The sequence below is a fragment of the Veillonella sp. 20925_1_51 genome (assembly GCF_041431445.1).
GTDB lineage: Bacteria > Bacillota > Negativicutes > Veillonellales > Veillonellaceae > Veillonella > Veillonella nakazawae.
The window spans coordinates 64,847-82,345 of the sequence record NZ_JAPVXT010000002.1 but is presented as its reverse complement, the minus strand read 5'-3'; the positions used below and the strand labels follow the sequence as shown (position 1 = coordinate 82,345).

Sequence of the window (17,499 nt, the reverse complement as noted above, 5' to 3'; positions counted from 1 at the left end):
CATGGAGACATTATATGTATCGTTTTTTTCTAAGCCTAAGTTCTTTTTCCGCAGGGGGAATACTATATTTATTTACTAATCCATTTCATTTGTTGTTTGAATATTATTGGTTAATGATAGTAGGGGCAATCATTATATTGTCTGTATTTGCTTTATGTTTAGATTTTTTTTATTGTTGTAATTGTGATGAATATGACACATTAATAATTCAAGAAATTCAACCCATGGAACAAGATATTATACCAATTTATATAGGCTTATTTGTGATTATGCTTAATATTGGTGCCCTATCAATTTCTCTACAATACTTACTAATTTTTATCTTATTTATTATTTGGTGGCGATTTTTAGAACAATCGTATTATTTCAATATTTTTTGGTTGATTAAATATAGACTATATAAAGTTAAGGATTTAAATGGAAATGTATATAGTGTTTATACAATAAGAGGCGATATTAAGCTTATAGATTCTAATCATCAGGAGAAACTAAAGTTAGTTCGTATTAGTAATTTTTCATTTATAGAGGTAGAGGTATAGTATGATATTAGCAAAATGTAAACGGGAGTATAAGATATTAAAGTTAAAGAAAGCAGATATAAATCAATTATATCAATCTCCTATAACAGAGCAGACACAGTTAATAGAGTTTAACTCAGAAGCAAAATGTGAAGCGGATGAATGGTTATATATTAATCTTTTAAATCATAAAGAAGAGATAATTACTCCTTTTTTAGATTTATTTAAATCAACCGCTAATTTAAATACATTTGATGATGATAGTTTTAGTTCTATGGATTTTTTGATAACTAAAGCTAAAGAGTCTAATGAGTTGATTTTAAAAAAAATTACTAAAGCTAAGAGACTTGAAAATATTTCTATTTTACAAATAAAAGGTAGACAAGTAGGTCCAAGTGCCTTAAAAGTAATCAATATTCCTAATGGCATTGAGTTAGACGGAAATATTGATGCTTATTATGATGGTAATAATAGATTGTATTTTAAGAATTTTAATAAAATACATAATATTTTTAAAGGGATAGATATATTTTATCGTGAAGCTAATGAAGAAGAAGTAGCGTCCTTCAAAAATAGTGCTTGTTTGGAGTTATCAGGTTATACAAGAGAGATCGGGATTAGAAATTTGAAAATGATTGCAATTATAAAGGATAATCCCAAAATTAACCTGAATCAACCCGAGTATATTCAACAAATGATTAGTCAGGCAGCTAACTTTGATGCTATTACTCTGAGTGTTGAAAATAATAAATTTATAATTAATAATGAGAGTGATCTGTCACAGTTTTTAAAACTAGCATTAGGTCGTTTTTACATCAATCCACTTACAGATGATAAAATGCTTGCAAATACTGCAAAGACTATATTTTAATAAAGGAGATTTTGTATGGCAGAATCAAAAGCACAGAATATTTCAAGCCAATTGTGGGCTATTGCCAACGATTTGCGTGGCACAATGGATGCAAGTTCTTTCAAAGATTACATTCTTCCATTTTTATTCTATAAATATCTTTCCATTCATCAAGAAGAGTACTTAGTTAATAATGATTTGGTTGATATTTCAGATGGAAAATCTGTTAATGAGGCATATAAGGAGCTTGTTGAAGACGCAGGTTTAGAGGCTTGTTTAATTGATATTGCAGGTACATTAGGATATGCTATTAATCCTGAGGATACATGGGCTTCTTTAACTGAAAGCATTCATAATGGTTCCGTTATTCCTAGTGATTATCAACGATTATTTGAAAACTTTAATAAGAATGCTGAAATTAATAAAGAAGCTGCAGCAGATTTTAGAGGTATTTTTAACTATATTAATCTTGGTGACTCTGGGCTTGGATCAACAACGGCAGGTCGAACTAAGACTTTAAATGCAGTTGTTACTAAAATTGATGAGATCGAGTATAAAGATGAAAATGGTAAGGATATACTTGGTGAGATTTATGAGTATTTAATTGGTAAGTTTGCAGCTAATGCTGGTAAAAAAGGTGGGGAATTCTATACACCACATGAAGTTAGTCAAATCTTGGCTAAGATTGTTACGGGCAATATAGAATCTCAAACTGATACTTTTACAGTCTATGACCCAACAATGGGTTCTGGTTCACTATTATTGACGGTTCGTAATGAATTGCCTGATGGATCTCGTCAAGGTGCGGTTAGCTTTTATGGGCAAGAACTAAATACAGTAACATATAACTTGGCCCGTATGAATTTGATGATGCATGGTGTTACCTATAATAATATGACATTGAATAATGCGGATACTCTTGAAAGCGACTGGCCAGATGGGCCTGACCGTGATGGTATCGATAGACCACGTTCCTTTGATGCAGTTGTTGCGAATCCTCCATACTCTGCCAAATGGGATAATAATGAAAGTAAACTTAAAGATCCACGTTTTAGTGAATATGGTAAATTAGCACCAGCCTCTAAAGCAGATTATGCTTTTATATTACATAGCTTATATCATCTAAACAATGAAGGTACAATGGCAATCGTTTTACCTCATGGAGTTCTATTCCGTGGTGCAGCAGAAGGTAAGATACGTCAAACTATTATAGAAAAGAATTACCTTGATGCGGTGATTGGTTTGCCTGCGAACTTGTTCTATGGCACAAGTATCCCTACAACAATCCTTGTATTTAAGAAAAACCGCACGACACGCGATGTACTATTTATCGATGCTAGCAATGAGTTTGAAAAAGGTAAAAATCAAAATAATTTGAGCGATGAAAATATTACTAAAATTATTGAAGCTTATCGAAATAGACAAGACATTGATAAATATGCACATGTTGCATCTATCGAAGAAATTAAAGAAAATGACTATAATTTAAATATTCCTCGATATGTAGATACATTTGAGGAAGAAGAAGAACTTAATCTTGATGAAATCAATCGTATGATTGAACAAGATAACCAAGAAATTGCACAACTTGAAAAAGAAATAGCCGAACAATTAGCCCTATTAGGCGTCAAAATGTAAGGAAAAGAGGTAGAAAAGACTAAATAGGACTTTTCTACCTCTTTTATATTTTCTTGTAATTTATATAAGGAGTAGGTTGATGCCGGTTATTAAGCAACATTATGTACCACAGTTTTTTTTAAGATTTTTTGGTTGGAAGGGGAAGAAAAAATATCTTATTAATATATATAACATAGAGAATTCAATAAATCATGAGAATGTCTGTGTTGAAGACATTTGCCATGAAGAATATTTTTATGGAGAAGATGGTGTAATTGAGTCTGATTTAGCTAAACTAGAGGCTGAATGGGCGAGTAACTTTAGGAGAATTATAGAGGGAAGAAGACATACTCTTTCACCTAAGATAAAAGTATCCATATATAAATTTATAGTTTACCAATTACTAAGGACCTTAAGTGCAAAAAAATACTTAGATGACAGTATAACAGGATTAGAAGATCTTTTAAGATATAAAGGAATAAAATTACAACCTTTAAAGAAAGATATTAAGATTCTACTTAATATGCCTGATGAAGCATATGAAGCAATAAGAGATTTAAATTCGGTAATTATTGATAATACAACTGATGTTGACTTTATTATATCTGATAATCCATGTATATGCACAAATATTTTTACCAATATTGCTATTGGTCTTAAATTAATCGGAACTATTATTTTTATCCCAATTTCTCCAAAGCGTTTACTATTACTTTATGATAGAAAATCGGTAAATCTCAAGATTATGAATTATAGTATTAATGACAAGGAGGAAATCAATAGAATTAATTCATATCAATATATAAATGCTAATCGATTACTAATTGGTAATAATTTTGCGTTTTTTACTAATAAAGTGAATAACTCTAAATTAGAAGGTTATAGAAAGCACAAAATTGAATATAATAAAGTCAATAGTGTTGAAGTTGGACGAAAATTACTTATTGCTAATAAAAGTGGTTTTATTCCATATTACGTTAATATTCCATGGATAGAATTAGATTATTCTCTAGGATTAATTCCTGAAATAAGTAGATATCCAATAAGTAGAATAATTGATAAAGATCAACTTGAGTTTAACTTAAAGATGATTAAACACCGTGATATATATAGTGGTGTAATTCAAGATTATTGGAAGCATCATATTTAGAAATAAAAATAATATATAACTAAAAAAAGAAATCTCCTAGGTGTTTAATTTATAGATTAATATTACCTGAAAGGAATGCACTAAGTTATGGAAAATCTTGGTAATTCACTATGCCAAAGTAATGGATGGATATTAGAACAGAAAAATAATTATAGAAAATGTTATAAAGCTGCTAACTTTTCCTTAAGTGATGCTAAGATGGAATATTCTGTAGTTGAGTTAAGGAAAAATTATATTAAAACTGGTGGTTTATTTTCAATATTGATGTCTTTTCTTAGCACGGTAACATCTAATGTTAATCCTAGTATTATAAATGGAATTATAAGTATAAAATTATAATATTCTAACAATACTTTTATTAGTAGGAGCTATGGGTATTTTATATTTGATAACATGGTGGTTCGATTATAAGTTGAAAAAGCATAAATCCTATTATCTTGTACCCTATTTTTTCTTGTCTTTAGTAGCATTACTTTTAACTATTGGAATAGAAACGAGTAATGCGCTAGTAGCTATTCTAATTTTTATATTTAGTTTATTATCTTTTCTTTTACCGATTGCATATTTTATTTACTATAAAATAATAGACTATGATGCTCGCTTAATAGTTTTAGATGAGATTATTGAAGCTCTAGAAAATAAATAGTCAATAATAAATAGAGATGATTACAGATGGATAAACCATAGTAATTATCTCTATTTTATTTTATATAAATTTTGACTTCATTTTATTTTCATTTATTGTAGTGAAGACGTATAATATAAATATCATTATATGTAGTTTTCCTGAAAGGGGATTTATTATGAGTGTTAGTTATGTAGGAGAATTGTTTGGTAGAGATAGTATATTAGATTCTTTATCAAACCGTCTTGAGATTGCCTTAAAAGGGAAAGGCTGTATTGATTTATTACATGGAGACGCTGGAATTGGTAAAAGTGGAATAATAAATAAGTTTGCTGTCTTGCATCCAGAAGTACAAACCTTATATGTACAATGCTCTGCTTTGACTGATGCAGATGATTTGTATAAGCCTTGTTCTGATCTTTTGAATAGTATAGAGTCGATTAAATGGCAAGAACAATCTAAAGTGAAAAAGTTCTTTGGCTCTTTTAATATGGAAAAAGTTTTTGATGTAGGTGGTAAGATTTTAGGGTTCATTCCTGGGTTGGAATTACCAAGTGCAATTATTGACCTAGCTATCTCTGCTTATGCAGGGGATACAAATCCGGAGGTTTTAGCTGAGACTTATAAAAATGATAAAGTTAAACTCTATTCAGATATCATATTGGGCCTTAGTATGGAGAAACCGTTAGTTGTAGTTTTTGATGATCTTCATTGGGCTGATCGAGGAACTATCAATGTGTTTAAACATATCTTTCAAATTATGTTGGAGTCTCGACAAGGATTAAATGATAAAAAATTTAATTTGTTATTAATTGGCTCATTACGAGGTTCAGAAGCTAAGGCTGATTCACTTCATAATGGTATTAATGAAATGTTTAGCTTTATGGATCGTTACAATTTTGGCCGAACTCAAAAGTTGATGATTCAACATGAGGTTCAAGAACTAGATGCTGCATCAGTTCAAGCTCTTATTACCTACAATTTTGATAATGATGAAAAACTTTCTGACGGATTAAAGCGTTGGTTATGTGAGTCCAGTAATGGCAATCCGTTGTTACTGTCCAATCTTATAGATGTATTACGTGAGAATAGTGCAGTTGAAAGTACATCCACTGGATGGGTCGATTTTAATGAAGTTAGTTATATATCTGATAGCCCTGCATTAAAAGGTAGAATGCTACGTCTTGAAAAGCAAGGGGCTTTTAGAAGTAAGTCTGTAGTTGCTCTTGAAGCATTACGTAATCTAACGGATACAGAATTAAAGATTCTATATGTAGCCTCTATTTTTAAGGAATATTTTACTATTGAAAGCTTAGCTCATGTTTGTAAAATTATTGAATCAGATTTATATTGGCCAATTAATAGATTAATCAAAATGGGCTTTATTATTGAACAAGGTGAAGTAGATAATGGATTAGAGGTCCAAAATCGATACCAAATTAAATCTAAAGCTCTAATTGAAGCTCTGCGAAATGATATGTCTGTTCATCAAATCACTTATTATGAGAATTCTCTAGGTGAGTATTATTCCTCTAAAATAAAAGCTATCGACTATATAGAAGAGACTGTTGATAGCTTAGATTTATCCGATCTGGTTGCTAAACCAGTTATATCTGATAAGTATAGTAAGATTAATAAAGTTAGAGATTTCTATCATAAAATGGCTTCTTATCATTATATGAAAGGTAAAAACTCACTAAAGGCGATAGAACATGGTTTATTTAGTATTGAACGACTAGTAGAGCGATATAAAGAAACTAAAGAACAAACACCGTCACCTTTAGAGTTAGATGGATTATATAAGACGATTGAGTCTCAGATTTCTCTATACGATACTCTTTTTGATAAGGTTATTGATGAATTAATTCTAGTTAAACATAACGATAATGAATTAATTCAACATCTCAAAATACGTGCATTAAAAATCTATGCTCAATTTTACGGCTGCTTTGGTCAATATTCTAAGGCTAGTCAATATTTAAATACGGCTCTTATGTTGACTAGTTTTACTGAGTCAGAGATAGATGATGCAGAGTTAATGTTAGCAGTTGCCGAGATTAATATTGATGGTGGGAATTTTACAAAAGCAGGACAGATTATAGGAAAGCTTTTAGACTATTTAGAGGAGTATGGGAATTCTTGGGATTCCTTACAATATGACGATATAATTGAGAATCTATTATTATTAATTAGTACTGACTCCTCCTTACAGGCTAAATATATTTCTAAAGTGACTTCCGTTGCTATTGGACTGAAATCTGAATGTATTATTGATGCACAGTTTGCAGAGCTTGAATTTTATTTGCGTCATAATAATCTTGATAGAGCCAAAGAATTAATATTACAAATAGAAAGAAGACATTCTGATATAAACTGGGCTTATTATTTAGGTACTCAAATATGTACATTAAGTTTATATAAGATTTCAAAAGATGTTGATAAACAGTTAGAGCTTTTAGCTGATGATTGGAATGCTCAATATAATTATAGAGTAAAAAAAGATTATCAATGGGGCTTAAACCTATGCAACTTATTTTTACCAATCTTGTTAAAGGAAATTAAAACGTTGGATGAAGACTCGTTGTCTTCAACTGTAGAGGAGACGTTGGCACTTTTATCTTGGCTTTACAGTTTATTAAGATTAAATCCAGATATTGCAATTAAAGAATATACGGACGATGAACATATTCAATCTGTTTATAAAGATCGCGTTCTAGAGTTACAGTCACAAGCAATTAATATTTTAGAAGTTAATAAGAATAATATTGATTTGCAGGCTATTTATAACTGGTTTTATAATCAGATTAAAAGTGGACTATATATTGAAGAAAGAGACTCCATATTGGGATACTTTTTAACTAGCTGGCCTGAGTATATTGATAGTAAACATATAGAATATTTATTTATAGAGTCTATGAATTCAATTGAAATAGTATCTAATATAAGTCGGTATGAAATTAATATAGCTGCGTGGCGTGACTATTATGAACTAAAACCAAGTAGTGGTTTAGCAAATTTAGTTGTTCATTCATTAGAAGAAACAATCAAAGCCTTAGGAAATAATCTGTTCGTAGTAAAATTGGTTGATGGAATATTACTAAAAATTAATGATTTTAAGAAACTCGTAGATTGTAATAAATATATTAAATTAGCAGTAGATATTTGTTTGGAATATAGTGAGTATCATAAGGCTAGAAATCTTTTGAAATATGCATCTAAATCATTATCCGATGAACTACTTCTTAAGATAGATGATTTAGAAAATAAAGAATATGAAAAGTGTTTAGATAAGAGTAATCTTGAACTATTCTCATATAATGGAGAGGATCAATTTTCTAGATTTATTACTGCTGAAAAACTAATTAATCAGGCAGAGTCACTTTTATCAGATTATGAACCTGATGAGAAAATAGAAGATTCTGACATTATCGAAGTATTAAAGTTATATGTATCTGCTTATAATTTAATGAAAAACAATGAATATGCAGAAACCAAAATAGATGATATATGTGAGAGTATTGTAAAATATATTGATGAACTTGAAGAGGTTGATTTATCAGAACTCGTAGATATATTTGGCGAAGAATCTATTTATGAGATTCCAGAATTAAGTCCGTTTGTATTGCAACTTAAATTCCAGTATGAAGCATTAAAAATTAATCAGACTCTAGGGGATGTTAATAGGGTTGTTGAATGTCTAGCAAATATACTTTCAACTTTAGAGGATGCCATTAATCCTGGTGAATCTGACGATGATGAGGATAATATTGAAAATGAAGTAGAAGAGGGTCTTTCCTACAATGAAGTAGATAATGCACTAAAAACATTAGACCTTTCAATTGGAGCTGTTTTATCTTTACATCAACAATTATTAGTTGAAAATACTATGTTAGATACTGCACTAGAGCAATATTTTGAATTTGATAAATTGAGTGGGTTTGATTTTGCTGATGAATATATTATTCCTAGTGTTAAATCGTCTGTAGAGCAAATTGTACAAAATGTTGATAATCCTATTTTGACTAATTATGTTAATAGTTTGTTAGCTGTCAAAAATCCATTTTAGTTATTTCTAGTAACATTTATAGCCAAGAATATAAAATGATCTTTGGCTATAAATGTTAGAGGTTCCTATGAATAATATATTTTCTTTTGCTACAGGCGAGCTATCCCAAGATGCTTTTATTTGCTGGTGTCTAAATTGGATTAATGAACCAGATAATATAACTACAGATAGATATCGTCAACTTGGTTTAGATTTACTAGCTAAGCTAATAGATAACTTGTCAGAAAGAAATCAATTACTAGATGTCGATATCAATTCAATAGATAAAATTATTTTAGTTCAACAAGTGTTAAATATTGATGTATTAGCTATAATTCCTCAATATAATTTAGCTATTATCATAGAAGATAAAACAAGTACTAGTGAACATGGTAATCAAATTAGTTTTTATAGAGAGTCTCTTGAGGTTGTTTTTGAAAATAAGAAACCTTGGAATGCTTATAGTAAATTAGAGAAAGCTTTTAAGTTAGTAAACCTTAATATAGACCATGCTGATATAGCAAATTATCATATTCATACGGTCTATTTTAAGACAGGATATTACTTTGATTATGATTGGCAAGTAGCTCATAGCAATTCTGTAGATAACTATTTAACTGGTCCTATGTTTTGGGATATCTTAAAAATTTATTACGACTGTGAAAGCGATATTCTAAAAGGCTATTGTGAGCACTTAAAAAGTCAACTAGATTGGTATCAAGCTGTATCTAAGATTGATGGGAAATATGATGATGAAGAATGTCATTATATTAAGTGGGAACGTATTACGCAGCATGGTTTTTTACAGGTTTTATTTGATAATGAAGGTTTAGATGGGAATTGGTTATGGAAAGATATGAGTACATATACCAATCAATACAGTACAGGTACAAATCAAGGTGGTAGTCCGTGGACTAATCGTCGTTTTTGGAGTCGAACAGAATCAGAGGCCATCTGGTCTGATCCTCCAACTAGCTTTAAGCCTTGGATGTTTTGGCGCGTAGATCATGACTCAAAAGGTTTATATCTATCACTGCGATATTATAATAATGACTCAAGCGAAGCTGGAAAGGTATTACGTAAAAGGGTATATGATAAGCTTAATACTATGATTAATGAAACTATTTTAAATGAATTGGAGACATTAAGTAGTGCTTATAATCAATGTGTCACTAGACCTCTACATGGCAACTATTATGAAAATACCTTGATTCATATTGGTATTGAACCAGTGTTAGCATCTTGGGATGAAAATAAAGGGCAACCGTTTATTGAGTGGGTACGAGACATTGATTACAAGCTAAGAGAAACTATTGAAGCTTTTGATTGGGAAAAGTTTTAAGTTATAACAACAAAACAGGGAAAAGAATCCTTGGATTTCTTTCCCTGTTTAGATATGATATAATTTATATCAAAGTGAGGCATAAATGGTTTGGACGCCAGACTTCGCTTCTAGATTTATTGAATTGAAGAAACGGTCTGACTTCTATGTCGGGCCTTTTTTCATGCCCCAATTAGAAAGCTAGCTTTCAGCTAGAGGTCAATCACTTTGCTGCCATGATAATGGTCGCTACAAGTATGCCAAAGGAAATCATCAATGATAACACTTTGAATGTACTCATATTGATCACCGCCAATCTCTAGAAGATTAGCAAAGGCTGGACCCATTCAGAGGCCTCAAGTTCAATATAATGTTGTGAATAATAAAAGTAAATAGATTAGAGGTTCCTAATAGTCACCTAGGTGACCAATAGGAACCTTTTACATTTTGTAATCGTATTCATAATTGTGTTCTTATTATGTTACAATACAGTTAAAATTACTATTTTATGGAGAGATGTATATGTTAAAACGTTTATTATTAAGTGCTATTGTATTGAGTTCAATTTGTGTATCTTGTCATGCAATAGATGTAGACCTACCTGGTGCAAACTCCAAAATACCTGAAGATGAGTATAAAGATTATGTATATCTTAGTCCTAAAATTGCATTGGAGCAAATTGCTAGTACACAGGCTATGATTAATCAAATTAAAGCTGATGGTACTTTTGAAAAATTAAAAGAATGGCGTAAGATATCTGATGATGCTGAATTGGAGAAAACGTTACGCCATGATTTTAAGCAGTTTATGACGCCAATAGATGGACAAACAGAAATAATAGAACATACAGAAAATAGTGGGATACAGCTCACAGTTCCATTTTCAAGTATATTTAAGATTCAAAATAGTGAACATAACTATACCTTAGAAGGTCTTACTGGCAGTACATATGTCGCTAGAGATTATAATGTTGTTGAAAAAGGTGGTTCTGAAAGAACATTTATTTATAAAAAATTAGATAATACAAAATATTGGAATCTAAACGTTACTAATTTGGATAAATCAAATCAAGGTACTATAGTAGGCATTACTTTTACAAGCAAAGATAATCCTAATACTAGTCATAGTATTGGTACGTATGTTGCAGGATCTGAATCAGAGTCAGAACGTAATATAAAAGCCAATAGAATTCTTGCAAATTATGTATTGCCTTCGATACGTTCCTTGAATAGACTTAACGAATTTTCTACTATTACGATGTCGAAGAATTTACAGTATCGGATACTAAATGGTTCAACTCGTACAGAATCGACAGATAAGGACAGTATATATGGATCTAAATCTTATACTGTAACGCATAAAGGACCACATGGAGTAAATCAAGTCCTTCAGATGATTCCACTACATGATAAGCAACAGCATTTTTTATTGAATGCCAAACCAGATGATCCATATAACTTTGAGACCCATATTGAGTATATTAATTCTTTATATGGTCATACCTTAAATAAAAAGATTAGATTGTCTCGGATTAGTAAAAGCTTCGTCTGGTTTGATGGTATTCCGGGGTTATTATTGGATTATGAATTATCTAATGGAGAGGGTAGATTAGAATTTATAACACACGATAAAGACTATGAATATCGTCATATTGTTTCATATCGAGTAAATGGCTATTATACTTTGGAGCAACTAAAAAATATGTTGTTAGATGTAAAGTTGTTAAATACTGGAGATATGTATAATAGAGATATTGACTTATTTAATCTAAGATTAAAGTCTTAGCTTATCTTGAATTGCAATAAGTAATAAAATAGTAGAGCCTAATAAACATATATATGTCTATTTGGCGCACAATGATAACAGGGAAAGAAATAATACGATTTCTTTCCCTGTTTAGATATGATATAATTTATATCAAAGTGAGGCATAAATGGTTTGGTCGCCAGACTTCGCTTCTAGAATTTAATGTTGAAGAAACGGTCTGACTTCTATGTCGGGCCTTTTTTCATACCACGATTAGAAAGCTAGCTTTTGCTAGAGGTCAATCACTTTGCTGCCATGATAATGGTCGCTACAAGTATGCCAAAGGAAATCATTAACGATAACACTTTGAATGTACTCATATTGATCACCGCCAATCTCTAGAAGATTAGCAAAGGCTGGACCCATTTAGAGGCCTCAAGTTCAATATAATGTTGTCAATTATAAAAGTAAATAGATTAGAGGTTCCTAATAGTCACCCAGGTGACCAATAGGAACCTCTTTCGTTTTGTAATTAGTTCGGGGGAATTAACAGTATCTTTTATGCAGCCCTCGTTTACCGTATATTTTTAAGATTATAGCAATAATTGTATTTAATACAAATAGAAGAGCAAAGCATACTAAGGCTGTAGTATAGCCATATCCTGCTTCGTGAAAGTATGACACGAGCATAGGCCCAACGATGCCTGCTAATCCCCAAGCAGTCAGAATGCGGCCATGAATAGTGGAGAGTTGGCGTATGCCATAGAGGTCTGCAAGATATGCTGGCATACAGGCGAATCCGCCGCCATAGCAGGTGATAATGAGAAGAATTAAAACTTGGAATGTTAGAGCATTATTAGTTTCGGCAAGTACGTAGAATGCGATGATTTGTATAATAAAGAATAGTATGTAAGTTTGTGCACGGCCAAAGTAGTCGGAGATAGTGGACCATGCAATGCGACCTCCACCATTGAAGATACCGATGATACCAACTAGTGATGCAGCTGCTGCAGGTGTCATACCAATGGTTTCTTGTGCCATAGGGGATGCTAAGGATAGAAGACCTATACCACAGGTAATATTAATAAAGAAAATCCACCAAAGGGCACCAAATTGCCAAGTTTTCATAGCATCATTAGCTAGCATACCATGGTTGTGAACGTACATAGTGGATTTATCTTTCGTAGTTCGAGGTGGTTGTTTTGGTTGAGGTGCTTTTAAATAGAGAGAAGAGGTACCCATAACCACTAGATAGATTACGCCGAGGATAATGAAGTTATTTACTAATCCAACTTGCGCTACGAGGAATTGCATAAGCGGGCCTGCAATGAGTGAAGCAAATCCAAAACCCATAATGGCTAACCCGGTGGCAAATCCTGGGCGATTTGGAAAGTATTTTACCAGTGTAGAAACTGGTGTTATATAACCAATACCTAGTCCGATACCACCGATGATACCATAGAAGAGATAGAGTAAGGTAAGATTATGGACACTAAGTGCATAAGCAGTGCCTAATAGGCCTGCCACCCAGAATAACATAGCAAGAAGGCCGCTTTTCTTAGGACCTATTTTTTCTGCAAAGGATCCTAAAAAGCCTGCAGACAGTCCAAGCATCAGGATAGCTAGGGAGAAGGTCCATGTTGTTTGAGACATAGTAAATCCCATATCTGTCATGATAGGTCGTGTGAGCACGCTCCATGCGTACACACTACCGATGGATATATGCAGACCAATGGCAGCTAGTGCAATAAGCCAACGATTTCTCATAAGAAAACTCCTTTCATATCGGTGAAATGATTAAAAATTTATATAGCAAATTTGCTATGAGAGAACAAAAAAAGACCGCCTGAACAAAAGCTTGCCCAGACGGTCGGCTATCACACGATGTGCGCTACTGTGCATGTAGTCAATTCTACGAATCCGTCAGCCCAGTAGTAATATATTATAAATATAGCAATTAAGAGGATATCTTGTCGATGATATAAGTCACTATCGTATGCACCATAAACATTTGTAATTGAAAATAGGGAAAGAAATCCTTTGATTCCTTTCCCTATTTAGATATGATATAATTTATATCAAAGTGAGGCATAAATGGTTTGGACGCCAGACTTCGCTTCTAGTAAGTAAAATTGAAGAAACGGTCTGACTTCTATGTCGGGCCTTTTTTCATACCACGATTAGAAAGCTAGCTTTCAGCTAGAGGTCAATCACTTTGCTGCCATGATAATGGTCGCTACAAGTATACCAAAGGAAATCATCAATGATAATACTTTGAATGTACTCATATTGATCACCGCCAATCTCTAGATGATTAGCAAAGGCTGGACCCATTTAGAGGCCTCAAGTTCAATATAGTGCTGTCAATAATAAAAGTAAATAGATTAGAGGTTCCTAATAATCACCTTGGTGACCAATAGGAACCTCTTTCGTTTTGTAAGTATTATAACTAAAATTGATGCATTATGTTACAATACAGTTAATATTACTATTTGTGGAGAGATGTATATGTTAAAACGATTATTATTAAGTGCTATTGTATTGAGCGCTATTAGTGTTTCTAGTTATGCTGTCGATGTGAATCTTCCTAGTGCAGATCCAAGTATTTCGCGTGATGCATATGTACAGGCGGTATATACGACTGATAAAATTGAGTCTACATATGATGAGAGATTAAAAAAGAAGGCAGATTCATTTTCCGCTTATTCTAAAGAGCGCTTTAATCAAGAGTTTGGTGTTGTTGTAGATGACGATGCAGTAGAAGCCTTAAAGAATGAGATTTATACTATTGAACGCCGTAAGTTTGATGGTAACACAGTAGTGAATTTACATAATAAAAAGGGTGGCCTATCAGTAACATTACCATTTAGTGCAGTACAAAAAGAGGCATTAAGTGATTTTCCGGATGCAACGGCTGGTTATTTATTTCAGTCCCCAATGATTGTTACTGCTATTATTGAAAATAAAATGCCATATTCTCCTGATAAAACAGATATGGTTTTTAAATATGATGGTCTTAGTAAAAGTTACTGGAGAAAAATAACTCTTACTGGTGCTGTAGATATGGACATTATTGCTTTAAATTTTGAGTTGAGTAAGCATCCTAAGCAAGCATATAATGTTATTCTGTATCCTCGTGTAACGGAGAGTGTCACATCAAATGATATTAATAAAATAATGGCCAATTATGTATTGCCTTCAATTCAATCTCTTCGAGATTTAGATGACTATAGCCGAGTAGAAAACTATAAGAAATATTCTTTTAGAGTTCCTAAATCAGCTGTTAAAGAAAATAACCCTAATGTTAAGATAGATGGTGTGACTTTCACAGTTAATAAAGATATAAGGCAACAAATTTTGATTGACCCTGCGAATAATTTGGAAAAGGGTATATTTAGTTCATTTGACGAAATTGATCTGTTACATAAAATTGATAATAAAACTGCAGAACTCTTTGGACTTCCTGGTTCCCCAAAGATTACTAAAGGTAGCCATTCCTTTGTTTGGAATGATGGTGTACCAGGTTTATTACTAGATCTTGAATTAGATAATCGACAAGGTATATTCATGTTTATTACTTATGATGACAGTTTTAAGTACCAAAATTCAATCCACTATCCCTTAGATAATGGTGCATATACCAAGGCACAATTACGAAAATTAATTACAGATGCAACATTATCTGACACTGGTAATATGTATCAAGAGGATGTTTGGTTTATCTAATTCTTATTTTTATCTTATAGTAAAAAAGCCTCATCTATCTTTCTGAATTTTGGGTTTTATAAATTTATTTCAATAAATTTTACTATATAATGAAATTATTATTAGATGTATGAGGTATGGTTTATTTTTTTGTAGTCAATTCAGTAATTAAGGCGCTAATAATTATTTTTTTTTTGAAAGCGGTGTCCTAGATGAATATAAATCATGTGTTATTAATATTTAAATCTGCATTAGAATATGCTGATTTTAAGGGGATTAATAATTTGTTAGCAGATAATTGTCAGTATATTAATGTTGAGAGGAATATATTAAAAAATGGAAAGATAGAAGTATATGATTTTCTAAATTCAATGGCAAAAAGGACCAGAGATGATAATTTAGCTGTGTATGCACATATGATGACACTTAGTGAGGGAACTAACGAAAAAGAGTTTTTTTATGAAGGTGAAAGAGGGCTCGCTATTGCATACAATGAATTGGACAATTATGCTATAGGTATGTTTATTGAGTTAGATTCAAATAATTTTATTAACAAAATTATTGTTAGTAATAATATTCCGAGTTTTAGACTTGATAAACATCGTGCTGAATATAATTCCCCTCCTATAGATTACATTTTTTATAAGGAGCCTGTTGATTTTTTGGATTGGCTTACAGCCATTAGTATTTGGTTAGAAACTGGATATGTAGATAAGCATTCTTTTTATGATTCACTTGCTGATGAGTGCTGTGTACATTTTCAAAGAAAAAATCAAGAACCTATTTTGTTGTTAGGTAAGGAAGAAATTATAAATGACTTTGATAAGATAATGAATTTATTTTTCTATACTATGCCACATATAATTAATGATAAGAATAATAGATCCTTTATAAAGTATGGACCTATGACGATTGAAATCGGCCGTAGTTTAGCGGGGCCAGCAAATTCTGTACATATTTATATTGACGACACTGAAGCTTAGTTTGCATATTATTTCTTGAATAGGTTCATTATGCTTTAAAATAAAAAGAAATCGTATGAGTCTCCTTTCCCTATTTAGATATGATATAATTTATATCAAAGTGAGGCATAAATGGTTTGGTCGCCAGACTTCGCTTCTAAAGTTTTAAAATTGAAGAAACGGTCTGACTTCTATGTCGGGCCTTTTTTCATGCCTTCAATCAGCATTTTCATGAATATCTTTTTATTATGTTACAATACAGTTAATATTAGAGTTCAATGAGGGATATTTGTATGAAACGTTATATTACATTAATAAGCTTAGGTTTGTGTTTAGCCGTACCGCTGCTTTCACAAGCTAACGATATTAAACCTCTTATGCATGTTACGAATGTACATAATGGTCAATATGATGCGGCATTAGATGCTATTACAGATACAAAGTTTTATGGACCGTATCAATTCCGAGTATTAAAGAATGCTATCGAAACGCAGGGTGAAACAAAGGACATCGATGGTAGGGCGTTTAGAACCTCTGATGGGGTATTTATGCATGTAAAGGCTAGATCTATTGATAGTAATAGTCCTACTCCTACTCTAGATGCTGAGGTTAATCAGCTCATTAATGATAGAACAGTTCCTGAACCTACCGTAAAGATGGTATTGCCTGTTAAGCATGATGTAATAGAGGTCAATAATGATGGTGTGCGTAGTTTGCTAGCCGAATTTATGTATGGCTGGCCGTTACATAATAGGACTGATATGGTATTAGTTACTGATTATGAGGAAACTCGTTACTATTATAAGTTGCAGTTTTATAGAGACAAGCTACCAAATGGTGTTCGCATTGAACAGTTGCGCCAAATGATTATGGATGCGCAGTTCAGTTATAAATAAGTGATATCTAATTAGCACAATATAGTTATAAATAAAAGAGGTTTCTAATGGTCATAGTAGTGAC

The 17,499-nt window shown here is 31.8% G+C and carries 15 protein-coding genes; 11 read left to right on the top strand and 4 right to left on the bottom strand.

All coding sequences use genetic code 11. The annotated features are described in order from the left end of the window. Positions 1–14: 14 nt before the first annotated feature. The 7 genes from O3607_RS02850 to O3607_RS02820 all read left to right on the top strand — a co-directional run bounded on the left by O3607_RS02850 (position 15) and on the right by O3607_RS02820 (position 10,147). The gene (locus tag O3607_RS02850; RefSeq protein WP_371443291.1) at positions 15–539 is read left to right on the top strand and encodes a hypothetical protein; all 525 of its coding nucleotides are present in this window, start codon (positions 15–17) and stop codon (positions 537–539) included. A gap of 1 nt (position 540) precedes the next feature. Further along, positions 541–1,389 (top strand): hypothetical protein, encoded by an 849-nt coding sequence (locus O3607_RS02845; RefSeq protein ID WP_371443290.1) that lies wholly within the window; start codon positions 541–543, stop codon positions 1,387–1,389. A 15-nt stretch (positions 1,390–1,404) separates the two neighbouring features. Then, positions 1,405–3,006, top strand: a complete 1,602-nt coding sequence (locus tag O3607_RS02840; RefSeq protein ID WP_371443289.1) for a type I restriction-modification system subunit M — start codon at positions 1,405–1,407, stop codon at positions 3,004–3,006. 79 nt (positions 3,007–3,085) lie between these two features. Further along, complete coding sequence (locus O3607_RS02835) at positions 3,086–4,135, top strand: DUF4238 domain-containing protein (RefSeq protein WP_371443288.1); 1,050 nt, start codon at positions 3,086–3,088, stop codon at positions 4,133–4,135. A 370-nt stretch (positions 4,136–4,505) separates the two neighbouring features. Next, positions 4,506–4,781, top strand: coding sequence for a hypothetical protein (locus O3607_RS02830; RefSeq protein WP_371443287.1), 276 nt, complete (start codon positions 4,506–4,508; stop codon positions 4,779–4,781). Between the two features lie 157 nt (positions 4,782–4,938). Continuing rightward, positions 4,939–8,826 (top strand): AAA family ATPase, encoded by a 3,888-nt coding sequence (locus O3607_RS02825; protein WP_371443286.1) that lies wholly within the window; start codon positions 4,939–4,941, stop codon positions 8,824–8,826. A gap of 67 nt (positions 8,827–8,893) precedes the next feature. Continuing rightward, positions 8,894–10,147 (top strand): hypothetical protein, encoded by a 1,254-nt coding sequence (locus O3607_RS02820; RefSeq protein WP_371443285.1) that lies wholly within the window; start codon positions 8,894–8,896, stop codon positions 10,145–10,147. A 202-nt stretch (positions 10,148–10,349) separates the two neighbouring features. Here O3607_RS02820 and O3607_RS02815 read toward each other — a convergent pair whose 3' ends face one another. After that, positions 10,350–10,400, bottom strand: coding sequence for a hypothetical protein (locus O3607_RS02815; protein ID WP_353511575.1), 51 nt, complete (start codon positions 10,398–10,400; stop codon positions 10,350–10,352). Between the two features lie 248 nt (positions 10,401–10,648). Between O3607_RS02815 and O3607_RS02810 the strand changes: the two genes are divergently transcribed. Further along, positions 10,649–11,911 (top strand): hypothetical protein, encoded by a 1,263-nt coding sequence (locus tag O3607_RS02810; protein ID WP_316057571.1) that lies wholly within the window; start codon positions 10,649–10,651, stop codon positions 11,909–11,911. Between the two features lie 263 nt (positions 11,912–12,174). On the opposite strand, the gene O3607_RS02805 is transcribed toward O3607_RS02810, so the two are convergent. From O3607_RS02805 to O3607_RS02795, 3 genes are all read right to left on the bottom strand, one after another. Continuing rightward, entirely contained in the window at positions 12,175–12,225 is a 51-nt protein-coding gene (locus O3607_RS02805; RefSeq protein WP_353511575.1) for a hypothetical protein, read from the bottom strand. 193 nt (positions 12,226–12,418) lie between these two features. After that, entirely contained in the window at positions 12,419–13,639 is a 1,221-nt protein-coding gene (locus O3607_RS02800; RefSeq protein ID WP_371443284.1) for an OFA family MFS transporter, read from the bottom strand. Between the two features lie 443 nt (positions 13,640–14,082). Further along, positions 14,083–14,133 (bottom strand): hypothetical protein, encoded by a 51-nt coding sequence (locus tag O3607_RS02795; protein WP_353511575.1) that lies wholly within the window; start codon positions 14,131–14,133, stop codon positions 14,083–14,085. Positions 14,134–14,380: 247 nt separating this feature from the next. Here O3607_RS02795 and O3607_RS02790 point away from each other — a divergent pair, with 247 nt between their 5' ends. From O3607_RS02790 to O3607_RS02780, 3 genes are all read left to right on the top strand, one after another. Next, the gene (locus O3607_RS02790) at positions 14,381–15,598 is read left to right on the top strand and encodes a hypothetical protein (RefSeq protein WP_371443283.1); all 1,218 of its coding nucleotides are present in this window, start codon (positions 14,381–14,383) and stop codon (positions 15,596–15,598) included. Positions 15,599–15,789: 191 nt separating this feature from the next. Continuing rightward, the gene (locus tag O3607_RS02785; RefSeq protein ID WP_371443282.1) at positions 15,790–16,560 is read left to right on the top strand and encodes a hypothetical protein; all 771 of its coding nucleotides are present in this window, start codon (positions 15,790–15,792) and stop codon (positions 16,558–16,560) included. A gap of 272 nt (positions 16,561–16,832) precedes the next feature. Continuing rightward, positions 16,833–17,435: a hypothetical protein gene (locus tag O3607_RS02780; RefSeq protein ID WP_371443281.1), complete on the top strand. Its 603-nt coding sequence runs from the start codon at positions 16,833–16,835 to the stop codon at positions 17,433–17,435. Positions 17,436–17,499: the final 64 nt, after the last annotated feature.